The 15147-nt window shown below is 51.0% G+C and carries 10 protein-coding genes and 1 pseudogene; 2 read left to right on the top strand and 9 right to left on the bottom strand.

Annotation, left to right across the window (positions count from 1 at the left end; genetic code table 11):
- Window positions 1-3: 3 nt before the first annotated feature.
- The 3 genes from PV407_RS24470 to PV407_RS24460 are packed head-to-tail and all read right to left on the bottom strand — an operon-like array spanning window position 4 to window position 6983.
- On the bottom strand, window positions 4-4176 hold the full coding sequence (locus tag PV407_RS24470) for a TIGR02680 family protein (protein WP_332092629.1): 4173 nt from the start codon (window positions 4174-4176) through the stop codon (window positions 4-6).
- Window positions 4177-4192: 16 nt separating this feature from the next.
- Window positions 4193-5422 (bottom strand): TIGR02678 family protein, encoded by a 1230-nt coding sequence (locus tag PV407_RS24465; RefSeq protein WP_332092628.1) that lies wholly within the window; start codon window positions 5420-5422, stop codon window positions 4193-4195.
- A 31-nt stretch (window positions 5423-5453) separates the two neighbouring features.
- Window positions 5454-6983 (bottom strand): TIGR02677 family protein, encoded by a 1530-nt coding sequence (locus PV407_RS24460; RefSeq protein ID WP_332092627.1) that lies wholly within the window; start codon window positions 6981-6983, stop codon window positions 5454-5456.
- 216 nt (window positions 6984-7199) lie between these two features.
- Between PV407_RS24460 and PV407_RS24455 the strand changes: the two genes are divergently transcribed.
- Window positions 7200-8075, top strand: coding sequence for an endonuclease/exonuclease/phosphatase family protein (locus PV407_RS24455; RefSeq protein WP_332092626.1), 876 nt, complete (start codon window positions 7200-7202; stop codon window positions 8073-8075).
- A 454-nt stretch (window positions 8076-8529) separates the two neighbouring features.
- A pseudogene (locus PV407_RS24450) lies at window positions 8530-8726 on the top strand (IS3 family transposase); the annotation flags it as partial.
- Window positions 8727-9134: 408 nt separating this feature from the next.
- Here PV407_RS24450 and PV407_RS24445 read toward each other — a convergent pair.
- From PV407_RS24445 to PV407_RS24420, 6 genes are all read right to left on the bottom strand, one after another.
- A complete protein-coding gene (locus tag PV407_RS24445; protein ID WP_332092625.1) occupies window positions 9135-9923 on the bottom strand; it encodes a hypothetical protein in 789 nt (262 codons plus the stop codon).
- 57 nt (window positions 9924-9980) lie between these two features.
- Window positions 9981-10553 carry a nucleotidyltransferase family protein gene (locus PV407_RS24440; protein WP_332092624.1) on the bottom strand — a complete coding sequence of 191 codons (573 nt, stop codon included), beginning with the start codon at window positions 10551-10553 and terminating at the stop codon, window positions 9981-9983.
- A 296-nt stretch (window positions 10554-10849) separates the two neighbouring features.
- Window positions 10850-11617: an ABC transporter ATP-binding protein gene (locus PV407_RS24435; protein WP_332092623.1), complete on the bottom strand. Its 768-nt coding sequence runs from the start codon at window positions 11615-11617 to the stop codon at window positions 10850-10852.
- A gap of 75 nt (window positions 11618-11692) precedes the next feature.
- Complete coding sequence (locus PV407_RS24430) at window positions 11693-12637, bottom strand: hypothetical protein (protein WP_332092622.1); 945 nt, start codon at window positions 12635-12637, stop codon at window positions 11693-11695.
- Window positions 12634-14409, bottom strand: coding sequence for an ABC transporter ATP-binding protein (locus PV407_RS24425; protein ID WP_332092621.1), 1776 nt, complete (start codon window positions 14407-14409; stop codon window positions 12634-12636). The genes PV407_RS24430 and PV407_RS24425 overlap by 4 nt, the downstream gene beginning before the upstream one ends.
- A 41-nt stretch (window positions 14410-14450) precedes the next feature.
- Window positions 14451-14882: a hypothetical protein gene (locus PV407_RS24420; protein WP_332092620.1), complete on the bottom strand. Its 432-nt coding sequence runs from the start codon at window positions 14880-14882 to the stop codon at window positions 14451-14453.
- Between the last annotated feature and the right edge of the window lie 265 nt (window positions 14883-15147).

Below are 15147 nucleotides of genomic sequence, written 5' to 3'. Positions count from 1 at the left end.
ACGCTACACGCCCGCTCCATCCGGCTCCGCGGCCGGCTGCTTCTCTACGAGCTCTCTTCGGCGTCCGTTCCAGCGGTAATGGAACAGCGTCACGAAATCGACGTCCTTCGGCCTGTAAATTTCGTAAATGGCGAGGCGGGGCACCGTGTCGTAACAGCCCCACAGCACTTGCGACGTCATCATATAATCGAAGCCCATGTCCGTGAGCAGCTGGAACATGTCGCGCATATTTTCCTCGTCCACGCCGGCGAACGCTTCGTCCAGCGAGATCAGCTTGGGCGCTTCCGGATCGGCGTCGTTATACCGCGAATACGTCGCCGCGAACAGAGGGATGTACATCGCCATCGCCTTCTCGCCTCCGCTGAGCACGTTGAATCGCGAGTCCGTCAGCTCCCGGTATCCGGTCTGCTCGCCCTTCCGGTACGACAGCACGAACTGAAACCAGGAGCGGTAATCGAGCAGGTCGTAAATGTGCTTGCGCAGCGATTCGCGCTCCTGCTGCGCTTCCTGCTTCGCCCAGACGATGCGGGAACGGAAATGGGCGATAATTTGTTCGATCTCCTCATCGTCCAGCCGATGCGCGTCCCGCAGCAGCAAATCGACCAGCTTCTCGGTGTCCAGCTGCTGCTCCGTCTGCTTCGGCTTCGGCATCCAGTCGAGCGACAACCGCAATCCGCTCGACGTATTGCGTTCCCCCATCAGGCGGTTCATTTGCTTGACCCATTCGTACGCCCGGTGAATCCGCCCGCGAATCGCCTTGCCCACGCTGCGGAGAATGATCTCCTCGTACAGCTCCCGGTCTTTCTGGCTGAGCAAATTCCGCTGCTCCCGCTCCAGCTCGGTCAGCTCTTCGAGCAGCTTCCAGGGCGGCTCCGGATTCATGCGGTCGCGCATCGATACGATCGTAATACGCCCGTTGCCCTCGTTCACACAGGTTTCCATCACATAATCCGCCAAAGAATGCCGCACTCCGTTGAACGACTCGAGCAGGCCGCTGGCCACCGCATCCCGGGTCCGGCCGGCCGGCAAAGCGCCGTATTCCTTCACAATCTCCCTGCACAAGCGCACCGACGCGATCTCGTCCAGATCGGGACGATACGCATCCTTCCATTCCTTGACGAGGTACAGCTTCATCTCCGCATGCCACTGCTCGAGCGACTCGTCCAACCCGCTTTTGAGCCGTTCCCATTCCTCGCGGTAAAGACGCAATCTTTCCGTTAACATGGACAACTGCTCGCCGGCCCGCATTTGCGCCTGCCGCGACGCGCGAAGCTCCTGCAGCAGCGTATCTTTCTTCGCCCTCAAATGCGAAATTTGCCGGTGCAAGTCGGCGATGCCCATATCGAGGATCATTTGCCTGAGCCGCTCGACCTGCGCCTTTAACGTATGCCGCCGAGCCTGCAGCTCCTCCTCCAGCGACCGCTCGCTGTCCAGGCCGGAGGCCGCTTCCTCCAGCTCGATCTCCGTTCGCTCCCGGGCTTGAGCCGTTTCCCGGTAACGTCCCCAGGCGGAATGAAGCTGAGAGACGCTGCGATCGTATTCGCCGCAGAGCCGAATCGCTTCCCGCAGCTCCGGTTCCCGCTTCAGTCTCGACCAGCCGGCGGTAAGCTCCGCCAGCTTCTGCTGCAGCGCTCTCCAGGCGGCCGTCTTCTCCTTGAACCGTTCCTGCATTTTCTCTTCCTGGCGCAAAACGGCTTCCAAACGGTAAGACGCCTGAGCCAGCCGTTCGAACGACTGCTGCAGCTCGGCGTCGGGCGGAAACAACTTCAGTTCGGTCTGCAGCGCGGCTTCCTCTTGCCGAATGTCGTCCAGTTGCGCCCGAACCTGTTCGATTTGATCCGAATACAGCGCGATTTCCGCTTCCAGACGGGCGACCGCCATCTCCCGGGTGCGCCGCCGCGTTTCGCGGCCGATATATTCCGCGCGCGGCTTCCGGGAAGCTTTCCCGAGAAGCGGACCGAGGCGGAAGGAGCCGTCCGTCCGGAACCACGGGGCGGCGCCGCCCGGATTGTCCGCAGACGCCCCTCCCCCTTCTTCCCACAAAAAGCTGCGCAAAACGGCGTCGATGTCGTCGCCGCTTAACCCGCTGTCCGCGGGAACGACCGGCGTCAACGCGTCGGCCAGCGTATAGGCGAGCAACTGGGGATCGGGCTCGACCCATACTTCTTCCTCGTCGTCGGCCGGCACGCCCAGCCGGCCTCCCGGAGCGATCCACGCATCGAGCAAGCCGGCCTGCTCCAACGCCTCCTCGAGCCTCGCTTTCCCCTCTTCGTCCAGATGATCGCGAAACTCGCAGACGGCATAGAGCGGCGCCCCCGTCCGGGGCTGCCTTCCGCCTCGCGCTTTTTTGCGTCCGTCGCTCCGGTTCGGTTCCGGCTCGCGGCTGCCAAGCCATTCCTCGCGTTCCCGTCGAAGCTGCCCGACCGCGTCCTCCATCCGTTTCGCCTCTTGGCGCAACTGCGCCCGGCGCTGCATCAACTGCTCGCGCCTTTGTTCGCCGACAGCTTCCGCCGGACGCCGTACGAGTCCGTAATCGCGCCGGTCAACCCCGAGCTCCGACAAAGCCTGCAGCGATTCGCGCAGAGCGTCTCCATCGAACGGCAGCGATCGCAAGCTTTGCCGCCACTGCACGAGACGCTCGCGCAGCGCCTCGCGCTCCCGTTCCGCCTCGCGTTCGCGTTCCGTGCGCTCGCGTTCCGCCTGGTCGCGCTCCTTCCGCACCTCGCCGAGCTGCAGCTCCAGCTCCTGCGCCAGCTGCTGCGCTTCGCGCTCGGACCGGGCCGTCGCAAGCGCCGCCTCGAGCGATCGCCGGTGCGACTCGAGGTCGCGCTTCCACGGATCGCGCCAACGTTCGTCCTCGGGGGCGCCCCGCTCCCAACCGCGGTGATGCACGTCGTGCTCGGCGAACTCCATGTCGCGCGCGGCGCTTTCCAGCTCGTCCAGAAGCTCGCGCTGCTCCTGCGACAACGTGTCCATGTTGTCGGAAGCGCGCCGCATGTCCGCTTCCAGCCGCTCCTTTCGTTTGGCATGGCCCGCCACGCGTTCGGCGGTCAGCTCCAAATGCTTGATCGTCTCGGCCAAGCGGCTTTCCGCGGCTTCAAGCTCCCGCTGCTTCTCGATCGCCTCGCTGCGGCCGAGCAGCTCCAGCTCGGCGTCCGTTTCGTGCAGTTGCCGCGTTTGGTCCCGCTCCGCCTGCTCTGCGGCGAGCCGTTCTTGTTCCGCGGCGGCTCTCGCTTTTTCCGCTTCATCGACCTGCCGCGCGAACTTGTTGAACTCGCCGTGACGGTCGAGCAGTTGTTCCGAATGCAGATGAAGCAGGAAACGATTGTATTTATCGTAGCTATGCTGCAGGCTCTCCATATCGCGCCGGTGCAGCTCCAACTCTTCCAGCCGATCGGAGATTTGATCCATATCCTCCATCACTTCGGATAAAGGACTCAACTCCTCCTCCAGCAGCGGAGGAAGAGCCTGGGTCAATATTTCATAGATGGCGGAAGGCTTGAAGTCTTTGGACAGCTTCGGACTGCGCAGCTGCACCATCAGCTGCAGCAAATCGTGAAACGCGTCCTGCTCGTGAAAGCCGAACAGCGCCTTGTTGACCATATCTTTATAGGCCGCCTGCTCCTGCACGACTTGACCGCCCGAGCCGATCTTCTCCTCCAGCGCCCGGCGATGAAGCGGAATTTTCTGCTCCTGCTCCAGCCACAAATTTCGGTCGTACAGCCAAAAGTCCCGATTCATGCGCCGGCCGTCCTGCAGCAAAAACCCCCAAAATCCGACCTGAGCGGCCCCTTTGCGCGCGCGCAGGCCGATGCCGATCGTCTTGTACAGCCGTTTTATCGGATGATAAAATTCCATCCACAAGTAGCCGGTCCGGTCCGTATGGCCGCTGTCCGCCTCCCCGAGCAAATAATACTCGATCCGCCGGTCGCGCGAGCCGAACGGATCGAGACGGTGAGGGCGCTTGTCCCCGTCCAGCACGAGCGGCAAAAAGCTTTGCATCGTCACCGATTTGCCGGAGCCGTTCGCCCCCCTCAAAATTAACCGGCCCGCCTCCAGCTGAAATTCTTCGTCGTCGTAATACCAGAAGTTCAATATGCCCGCCCGGTGCATCTGCCAGCGGTTTACGACGTCCGTCGCCGGGCTTTCCGCCGCCGACAGCATCTGTTGCTCCATGATCAACGTCTCCCCCTTACGTATCGAACTCCTGCGACCGGTATTCCGCATTCCACCTGCCGACGACCGGGTAAACGAGAAAATGGTGCGCATCCTCCCATCGGCCAAGTCCCCATTCCAGCATATGGTCGAACGCCCATTTCGCCAAATCCCCGGACGGCGCCTCCCGGTGCTCCTTGCTCCAAAACTCCTTGTGCCGCTCCTTCAACCGGTACAGCATATGCTCCAGCTCGTTTTGCGAAATCCTGACCGTCCCGTCGTCGTTCGTATACAGTCCGGAGTCCGGATCGTTCAGACGCCGACGTATTTCGCCGGCTATCAGCAGCACGAGATCGGATACGGCGGACAGCGTCGGGAACAGCTCGGACTCGGACGTCGGCTCGGGGTGAAAAAACAGCAAGCCTTCCCTGTACCTTCGTCCTTCCCAGCCGAACATCATGTTCATCTGTTCGATCAGCGATCGCCGCTGGGTCGCCACATAGTACAGCTCTTCCTCGGTCCACTGCCCGTCCAGCACGACCGGCTCGAGCAGAAACCGTTTGTAGATCCGGTGCTTGCGGCGCGCCTTCGCCCCGTCCGGGCTATCCGGGTACAAAATCGTCTCCGACAGCTCCTCCGCCGTCCGGTAAGCCGTCAGCTCCCGTGGGAACCGGCGCAGCACGTAGCGCGAATGCGCGGAGCATTCGTACAGCACGTTTTTGCCCATATCCTGCGCCCAATCCGCCTCGTCTCCGTCCACACCGCGCAAAATGCCGAGCGCCTTCAGCTTTTTCAAAGCCCGGGCCATCGAGAGGCGGTGGTAATAATTTTTCCAGTCGACCTCCATGCCCTGCTCGACCATATGCTCGCGAATATCTTCCACCATCTGGGTGAGCAAAAACTGGTCCAGTTCGGTCTTTCCCTCCAAATACCACAGTCCGTAGGTGAAAAAAGCGTAGTCGAGCGGCTCGCGGAACTCCGGAAACCCCATCCACGGCCATGCCGCAACCGGCGCCTTGTCCAGCTTGGCGATCGAGCGCGTCACGACAAGCGAAAACCCGGTATGCTCCATAAACCAGTCCCGCAGCTCCGCAAACTGGTCCTTGATCCAGTAATACAATTCCGGCTCCCGCTCCTTCGCGATCCAGGACCGGTTCAGCAGCGCGTGGGCGCACGCCGTTCTGCGCTGCGCCAGCTGCTCTTTGTCGACAACTGTCGACCGTCGCCTTCTGGAGCCTCGATGTTGACCGATAACGATCTTGTTCATGGCCGCAACCTCCGTAAGAGTATGTCGACGCCTATTCCTGCCGTCCCGCGGCGGCTTCCCATAGCGCGCTTCCTTCCATGGCAAACGCAAGCCGGTAATCCGGCAGCTCCAGCTCCCCGTCTTCGCACCGCAAAACGGTCGTTTCCCCCGGTCCGGGCTTGGTTAGCGAAACGTCGATGCCTTCCGGCGTACGGAACCTGGAGAAAGCGGAGGCGTTGCAGCGGCCGATCCATTGCAGCAGCCGAAGCCGCGTTCCGGACGTAACGACGCCCAGCTCGGACATGCGCACCTCTCCGCGGGCGACCATGTCCATCAGCAGCTGCAGCTCCTCCCGCTGATGCTCCATAATGCGTTCTCGCGCTTGCCGCCTGCGCTCGCCATGCTCCTGGACCGGCTCCGTCTCCTGCCGGTCGGCCCGCTTCCGGCTCCGGGACCGAAGGAACCTCGGCGTCGGGCCTTCCTGCCACATGGACAGATCCGCCCGATCGGATTCCCGCAAATCTTCCCCCTGCAAATGCCGCGCCGGAAAAAGCCCGAACGCATAAGCGGCCAAACGATGCGCCTCGTCGATCGACTCCGTGCGGTAAAACCAATGTCCGAGATAATCGAGCTCCTTGCGCCGGCTCAGGCCGGACCGCTTCCTTTCCTGAATGCGCAGGACGCAGCGAACGATACGGGCGATAGCGTCCTTCGTGGCCCGCTCCAGCAGCGTCAATTCGCTGGGCGCCCGCCCGTCTCCCATAAACCAGCGCTGCAAGTTGCCCCAGCCTTGCCGGTATTCCTCCAGCAGCTCCTCGCGGGTAGGCCCGTCCTCGAGACGCGGCCTGCGCAATTCGTCGTCCGCCGCCGTTTCCATAAACAGGTCCAACACCGGCTGCGAAATTTGCCGCAGGTTGCCTTCGATTTTATACGCACGGCGCTGCAGCGCCTGGACGAAGTTTTGCAAATAGTCCGTAAGCGTCTCCTTGTACGCCAAAAAAGCGTCGGTGACCATCAGTTCCTCCGCCCTCGACGTTTGCAGGCTGGCGATATAATCGACCGATGTTTGGTGCAGCCGTTTAAACGATTCGTACAGCTCGTTCCACAGCTCGAGCGCCTGCCCCGGCTCGAACGCGCCTGTCCGGGCCCGGATGTCGAACAGCTTCTCGGCGATCGTATCGAACAAGGTCGGCTCAAGCGAGCCGCCGTAGCCCCGCACGTTTTCCAAAGCTTCCAGCAGACGTTCGATCTCGATCGAATACGGCGTCATTAAATATTGATATTTTTTGCGCAAATATTCTTCGACGGTTGCCGATCGTCCGCCATCGTGGCGGGATGCGAGGTTTTTCCACTCGACCAGCTGCTCCAGATCCGCCTGACATTGCTCCAGACTGTAAGCATCGAACAGCCCCCATCCTTCGATGCCTTCGAACACTTCCTCCGGCCTGAGCCAGTAGCGAAGCCTTTGGTACTCCTGGTGAAAAAATCGCATGATTGCCCGGTATCTCATCACGTTTTCCGCGTTCACATACTTAAGCTCCGTCACGCCGCGCAGCGACTGAAGAGCCGGTGTCGATTTCAATGCGGGAACCTCCCATCGGCGGTACTTTGCTTTATTGTACCTTCGCTTGCGGCGTTATCGCATGCGCCACTTTTAACCATTCGATGATTTCGTCGACTTTATCATATCATTTTCGCGACTATTCTATCATTCTCGCATTCCGATTGTTGATTATAATAGAGGTAGACTCGCCGAAGCTTTCAGGCATCCATTTCAATGGGGAGAGGATGATCGATAATGAAGAAACGCCGGATTACCGCATTCGGGCTTGCCCTGTTCGTGCTGATGATGCTGGCTACGTCCGCATCCGGCCTATCGCTGGCCGGCGAAGGTCCCGATCCTTTTCCGAGAGGAGAGGAGGTCGCCGTGAAGGTCATGTCGTACAACATCCACCACGGGGTCGGCGAGGACGGCGTGCTCGATCTGAACCGGATCGCCGGCGTCATCCGGGAGGCCGGGGCGGATCTCGTCGGGCTGCAGGAGGTGGACAAGCATTACGGGGCGCGCAGCAATTTCGAGGACCAAGCGAAGAAGCTGTCCGAGCTGCTCGGCATGCACGTCGCGTTCGGGGCCAATCTGGACCGGGATCCGCTGGAGGAGGGCCAGCCCCGCAGGCAGTACGGCACCGCCGTGTTGAGCAAGTATCCGATCATTCGGTCCGAAAACCATTTCCTCAGCAGCTTCGGCAGCGAACAGCGAGGACTGCTGGAGACGACGATCAACGTTAAAGGCAATCACGTGCACTTATTCAATACGCATCTCGGCTTGACCGTCCAGCAGCGGCTCGCCCAAGTGAACGAAATATTGGATATTGCCCGGAAGCGGCAAGGAACGAAAATTATCCTCGGCGACTTCAACGCGAAGCCGACGAGCCAGGAAATCGCGACGATGACCGCGCAATATAACGACGGCTTCGCCGGCATGGACGACGCCTTCACGTATCCGGCGTCCCCGGCTCCGACGTCGCGCATCGACTACATTTTCACGTCTCCCGACGTCTCGCTTACCGAACGGCAGGTGCTGAACGGGATCTTGGCTTCCGACCATCTGCCGGTCGTCGGCACCGTCGTGCTGAACCGGGAAGCCCCGTTCGACAACGGCCTCGGCGAGTGATCGACCGGGCATCAAATAAAGGACCGCTGGAGGAAGTGCTCCGGCGGTCCTTTCCCCTATCCATCAGCGCATCGATTCCGATTCCCCTACCACAGCGCCGGTAAGCGAAGGTTACCGGTAAAAACTCCCTCTAACTAGGCCGATTTGCCCTTGGCCGGCTACATTTACAGGAAACCTCCCGCTAATCCCGCCTGAATCGCGCTTTTTGCCGATGCGTTGCGGATTTACCGGGAGCTTTTCCCGTTTTTTCGAATCGAAACCAATCCGCAGACGAAAAAGTGGTTGGTTAACTGAAAAAATAACAACGGATACATTACAAGTAACACCAGACGGCAAATATGAATACCGCTTAGAATTAGTTAACCTATTCCAGAAAAACAGTAGTGCTCGACTCTACTTAAAAAGTATACCTACTGTAGAAGAATTACGTATTCCTCTCGAAATGGAGATATATAACTGCTTTGACAATTCTTGTATTGAATCATTCTTCTCGCATCTGAAAACGGAAAAATTATATCTGGAAAACCTAAGGATTTCGCTCACGCCCGCAAACTGATTGCTGAGTATATTCAGTTTTACAGTACAGAACGATTTCAGAAAAAACTCGGCGATCTCTCCCCTGTTGAGTACCGGGAATCGATCGCCGTGTAATTGATGTCTTTTATTACTGTCTACTTGACGGGGCTATGATCACAGGTGCGATCAATCTTTAAGCGCGCACTTCAATACGGCAAACGCCCGCCTGCTCGTGACGGCTACTGTCCGGGTGCAAGCGAGTACGAACCGCAAATCGAAAGCGATCGCCCCTTCTCGTTCCGGGGTTCCCCTTCTGTTCTTTTGGAAGTTATTCGTTCGTTCATCGCCGTGGAGCTTTCAGCCACGGCTATCCCTCTCTGCGGACACGGTCTTATTGACGAATTGCAAATTTCAGTTTGATTTTTACTTGACAAGGGGCAAAGTCAAGAACTACGTCTTTGGTTGGATTAGATAAGCTTCGAACAAGACGATCTGAGGCGCGGCCTAGACTTGAAAAAGGTTAAAATTACCGGACCCTACTTCCTATACCAACTCAATAACTCCTATTTCGGGATCTAAATATTTTCGAGCTGAAACAATCCAAATATTATCATAGATTTGTTCGTATGTCAGAAGATTATAGCACAATTTATAATTACTATACTGCAAATTATACTTCAGTAGTTCTAATGGTACGTTTACTTTAAACAATTTATAATCTTCAACAACGGAGTATAATACCGGATGAAAATTATTATTTTCATTTACAAGCTCCTCTTGTATCACTTCCTCTTCTTTTCTTTCCTTATTATCATTTATTAAGCTAAATGGCACACAAACAAGTTCCTCTTCGCGTTTAACAATCGAGAACGTTCGGCTTTCTAAATTTTCTGTGAAATCAAGACCAGTAATTGTGAAGGAAAAAATAAAGAATCGATCTAATTGTTTCAGCATTTTTTCATCAATTATGAGCGTTAAAAAAAGATTAGACGTATCGTAAGTAAATAAGTACTTGTGTGTAAAATCGTTTATTGGGTCATGGAAAGCTTTGTAATTGCTTATATCAGTAATTCCCGAAAGTAAATCAAGAGCTACAAGTAATGGATTCTCGTAATTTCTATTCCTGCTGCTAAATCTAAATATTTTCATAGCTTCTTTATATTCTAAAAGTCGTTGTTCGTCATCAAACAATCTTGTTTTGATGTCGGTTTTCCATTGCAAAAAGTTTCCGTTTTCGTATGCGTTAATTTCATAACTGGCAAGATGAGGTCGGAATAATTGTATAACATCTATATCTACTACATCTCCATACAGGGCGTTTAAATAGTTCATAACGCAATATATTTTATGGAGAATTTCATATTTGTTGGATAGTTTTGCTAATTCGTTCTATTCGATAAGAGAATTGTACTTATTAAAAAACATCAATAAATCCATATAATCTCTTAAACAATTTTTGGAAATTACACCATAAGGTAACTCTGTATAATTATAAGCATATGAGCATAATAATAGAAAAGAGTAATTAATATTAAGCACTTCAACGTCTGAATTGTCGATTTTTATGGTTTGGGTATTTTTAAAAAAGTCTGCCACATTTGAAAATGACCACATATATCTCTTTAGTTCTAAACGGCAACCTACTTCTCCATCCGGCAACTTTTTATTATAGTGTATATCATGCGACTCCGGATAAAAAAAAATAGGTTTGGGTGTTACTTTAAATGATGATCCAAACACCCTTGAATAATAGTTATGGCTCTGCAATATGGAATCTACTTTTTCGATATCCGTTTCTTTTACAAGTATATCGATATCATTATAAGATCTTGTATATGGGTTATCATAAATGAGTTTGGATAACACGAAACCTTTAGTTGGAATAACTTGAACTCCATTAGCCATTGCTGTATTGCAAATATTTATACAGTCCTGAGCCATCTCTCTTCTTCTAGCTATCATTTCAAAATAAGGGGTAAATATTTACTTTTGAGTTTATCGGGAATGAACGTATTTGTGTACTTAAAAATTATCGGAAATATCTTATGACGTAATGATTGGTCCAGCAAAACTTCCCAATCGAAATTATTTAAATTTTTTAAATTTTCTTCAAGAAATGCTATATTATTATAAGCGTAACTCTTGGTAATGCCGATTAATAATTCGTGTTCAATTAATAAGCTCATAGAGCTCACCTCTTAGAAATATTCAACAAAGTTAAAAACCTCATATTCCCAATCAAAACACATTATTAAAAGTTAAACATACCATTTTGCTTGTTCGCGATAGAGATTAGCGTACTTCCCGTTTTTTCTCATCAATTCGTCATGTGTCCCTATTTCTTCCAGTTTATGATTTGAAACAACGAAAATTCGATCGGCAAGCTTGCACGCACCAAGCCTATGTGAGACCATTAACGAAATACTTGATTGGTTTAACTTAGCATAGCTCTCATAAACCTGAGCTTCTTGCATGGGATCAAGTGAAGCTGTAGGCTCGTCGAGAACAAACACTTGCGAGTTTCTAACGAATCCGCGAGCCATCGCAAGCCGCTGCCACTGGCCTCCGGAAAGATCTGTAGATGAGGGGAACTCTTTCCCAAGTCGAGTCTGATACTTCTGTGGAAGATATTGAATAAACGTATTCGCACCTCCTTTATTGGCGGCGTCTTCCACCGTTGAAAAAGGATGCCTCACGCCTGCATCACCGAAGCAAATGTTATCCTCCACTGAATACTGGTACTGCATAAAATCCTGTAACACAAGAGAAGAGGCGGAGCGGACCGAAACCGGATCAATCTTTTCCAAATGAACTCCATCATAGCAAATGATTCCCTCGGACGGTCTGTACAATCCCAATAGGAGCTTTACTAGCGTAGATTTACCTGCGCCGTTCTCTCCGACAATTGCAATACGCTCGCCCTTTTTTATATAAAAAGATAGGTTTGATAGCGCATTTGCATGTTGGCCGGGATATCGGAAACTGACCCCTTCAAAACGAATTCCGTCCGAGATAAATACAGGCATGTTTTGTGTGCTACCTCTAGTCTCTTCTTCGGGATCATCTATAAATTTGAATAAGTCGGATAAGTAATGCCCTGCTTAAGCTACATATGTAAAATGTATTAATGAAGCCCTAACTGTGCTTTGGAAGTTTCGCAGAGCAATTAACGTTGCGGCTAACTCACTAAGTCCTAATCTACCTGAAAACGTTGCCGAAACCGCAATAATAATCCCGCAAGAATATGCAAAAACCTCTGTTGTAGCAATGCTGTATAATAATTCGTATTTGATATTTTTTCGTTCAAACAGCCATCGCTCTTCCCGCAGCTTGCCGCGAAGGACTTTTATTCGATTTAAAAAAAACTCGCTGACTTCGAAAACCCGTATTTCTTTTGCCTCGTTACGACCTGTTAATAACCGCGTAAAATAATCGAGCATGCGTATGTTCGGCGATTGAAACCATTGCAATTGCCAGAATTGTTTCCCCCGCACAAGCCTTAAAATAAATGCGGGCAAAGCCGTAAGGAAAAGACTAAAAGCCAACCAAGGACTGAACTTTACAATTACACCCGTCATAGCTATGGCAGTTATCATTGATTGTCCCCCTGCAACAGCCCGGCGCATGAAATTAATAAATCTTCCGGAACTTATAACCGATCTTGCTCTCGCAAACTGATCGTAAAAAACGGATTGTTCGAATTTTTCTAGTCGCAATCGTTGTATTTTCTCAAATACACGTAGATCCAAACTATTTTTCAGATGACGTTGGAGTGATGAAAAGAGAATAAAAGTAATTTGAGTCAGAATATTCTCTACCAATTGAATCCCTGCAAACCAAACCGCAACATAGATAAAAGGTGTAAACTCGCTCACTCCAGAGATGTACCGGCTTCCTTCCTCAAAAAGGCGTGCCATGAGCAGGATGCCCGTAGCTGGTAATAAGGCTTGAACAGTGACCAGCATCCAGTAGCCTAGAAAGACTAGTGGCTGATCTTTCAATAAGATAATAAACAAACGAAGATAAATGAAAGGTATCTTTTTCATGACTTCACCGCCGTATACCAGCCTGACTGCGCGGAGTGCATTTCCCAATATAATCCGCGTTTCTGCAGCAATGCTGCATGGGTCCCCTCTTCGATAACTGCACCTTCATGTAGAACAACGATTCGATCACATACTCGTACGGATCCGAGACGGTGTGATATAAGTACGGCTGTTTGATCTTGAAGGATATGTCCGATTTGATTGTATAAATCTGCTTCTGCCAACGGATCCAACGAAGCGGCTGGTTCGTCAAAAACGAAAAGTTGTGCCTGTCGGATTAATCCTCGGCTTATTGCAATTCTCTGCCATTGCCCACCCGATGGCTCATGGCTATAAGGTGTAAGTTTACCTAATGGCGTTTCATATTGAAACGGCAGTTGTGATATGAACTCAGAAGCGCCACCTAAAGAGGAAGCATTTCGTATGCGATCAATGTCTTGGATTGAATCAATTTGTCCAATCGCGATGTTCTCACGGGCTGTCAAACTATATTTAACAAAATCTTGAAAAACGACTGAAATGGATTTGCGCAGATCTGATTCGTTAATCTCCTTCATATCAATTCCATCTATTAAAATTTTACCTTCGTTAGGTTCATATAAACCAAGGAGCAGTTTTACCAAGGTGCTTTTTCCAGAACCATTAGCTCCTACCAATGCTACTTTTTCACCGACACGAATTTGTAAACATATATTTTTAAGAGCAGGCTGATCATCGTTTGGGTATGTGAAAGTCACGTTTTGAAATTCGATACCTCTGCAAAGCGGATTTGGAAACGAGTACTTTGCATGATCTTTATCGTGCTCGGGAAACTGTAAAAGAGATCGCATTTCTGCTACATACGCGCTTCCCTCCCCAAGATTCCGGGAATAGAAACTGGTATTCTCCATGGCATCAAAGAAAGAAAGGAGGGCTATTATCGTTGAGGAAAATATAGCTAAGCCGCTATTTCCTTCACGCATTTGCCACCCGATCAGAACTATACATGTAAGCAATATGACTATTCGTGGACTTGCAACAAGTAAATCTTTTTTAAGTATAACTAGTTCAAACGCAAGTCGCGCTTTATGTATGCGGGCACTCCAGCTGTTCCAACGCCCTATCAACTCCTTTTTCAAACCAAAAACCTTAACCTCTACTGTGCTTGTTCGCCCGGACAGCAGCTGTTCCGCATACGTCTTCTCTCTTTCGGTTACCGTCATTTTCTTTTCAAATGTTTGCCTACTTACGCCTATTTTAGTATCAAACCGGGAAGAAATGATCGATATAACCATGAGCACTGGAATTAACCACCAGAAGAAGCCTCCAATATATAAAAGCAGCAGAACCATTTTCATCCACGTTCCCAATGTATGCAAAATATCCTCAGCAATTGACGCGATACGTTTAGATGGAGCCGCCATCCGGGTAATGAGGTCAAAAAATTCCGATTGTTCGAAGTAGGTTAGCGGCAATTTACTGACTTTTTGCAGAATGGGGTCATCCAATGCCGCCTCAAGCTTTTGTTGGTATAGGTAATCTTTGAAAGAATTAAAGACGAAACCTTGCCCCGCGAGATGCGCCAGTACAAGTAAAAGAACCCATTGCCAGACATAACTTCCATTACCTTCGATTTCCTTTATTAGTCGTCCAACGGCAAATGCTACGGTTACCGGAAGACATGCGGATAATATTTGCTGCAAAGATGCCACTAAGAATGGGAAGCGAGCGTTCAACCAAATAAATTTAAGCATCCAAGCAAGCGGTTCCAATCTGTTATGACTTTTTTTCATACTCCCTCCAACCAGCCCGAGCATCATTTTAACGTTGCATATCATCGGTCAGTACAAATGTTATCAAGTCGGTTACATACCTCAGGAAGTTTATCTATAGATTTTGGAAATCCAAAGCTATGGACGTTTACATTCTTATTCAAGACTTGTGTAATAAGATTCGCTTGAGCTTTATACTCTTCTGCAAGAAGCGACCATGGATTATACAAATGGTATGTTAAGGCCACCAATGCATTGATCGTATTTAGTGGAACTATGTCAAGGTCTTGATCAGGTTGAAGAGGTTTAAGAATAACGACCTGCTCGAGGTTCAAAGGCACATTAAGAGGCTTAATTGAATTTCCAAGCGCTTCATCAGGAACATAAACTTTTGTTCCATCATAGCCCACAGGATAATAAAGATTTGGATCAAGATTGAAATAATTATGTAGGTTTTTACTAATTAGTTTTAACAAAGGAATGCCATCCAACAAGTAACAACCACTCTCATTTAATTGGATCACCACTAAATCATCAGAGATAAGCCGCCAATTTTGAAAATCATTCCAGCGGTCATAGTTGATTTACCCGTACCCGAATCTCCAAGAATTACACATGTATGGTTATCTTTAATAATTACATTTCCATGTAAGATGAGAAGCCCCCTATCCCTTAAATATGAGGAAGACCAAGCGCATAATAGAGCAGCCAACCTATGCGTTCCCAGCCCTCCCGACTATTTGATACGTGAATACTCAC

It is taken from the genome of Paenibacillus sp. GYB003, assembly GCF_036577625.1.
Taxonomy (GTDB): domain Bacteria; phylum Bacillota; class Bacilli; order Paenibacillales; family NBRC-103111; genus Paenibacillus_AB.
This window is presented reverse-complemented; position numbering and strand designations above follow the sequence as displayed.

Bases quoted from the DNA above. Each gene is read 5' to 3' on its own strand.
- PV407_RS24435 (WP_332092623.1), bottom strand. From the start codon at position 11,617: ATGCCTGTATTTATCTCGGACGGAATTCGTTTTGAAGGGGTCAGTTTC.
- PV407_RS24465 (WP_332092628.1), bottom strand. From the start codon at position 5,422: ATGAACAAGATCGTTATCGGTCAACATCGAGGCTCCAGAAGGCGACGG.
- PV407_RS24440 (WP_332092624.1), bottom strand. From the start codon at position 10,553: ATGATAGCTAGAAGAAGAGAGATGGCTCAGGACTGTATAAATATTTGC.
- PV407_RS24455 (WP_332092626.1), top strand. From the start codon at position 7,200: ATGAAGAAACGCCGGATTACCGCATTCGGGCTTGCCCTGTTCGTGCTG.
- PV407_RS24470 (WP_332092629.1), bottom strand. From the start codon at position 4,176: ATGGAGCAACAGATGCTGTCGGCGGCGGAAAGCCCGGCGACGGACGTC.
- PV407_RS24445 (WP_332092625.1), bottom strand. From the start codon at position 9,923: ATGAACTATTTAAACGCCCTGTATGGAGATGTAGTAGATATAGATGTT.
- PV407_RS24430 (WP_332092622.1), bottom strand. From the start codon at position 12,637: ATGAAAAAGATACCTTTCATTTATCTTCGTTTGTTTATTATCTTATTG.
- PV407_RS24425 (WP_332092621.1), bottom strand. From the start codon at position 14,409: ATGAAAAAAAGTCATAACAGATTGGAACCGCTTGCTTGGATGCTTAAA.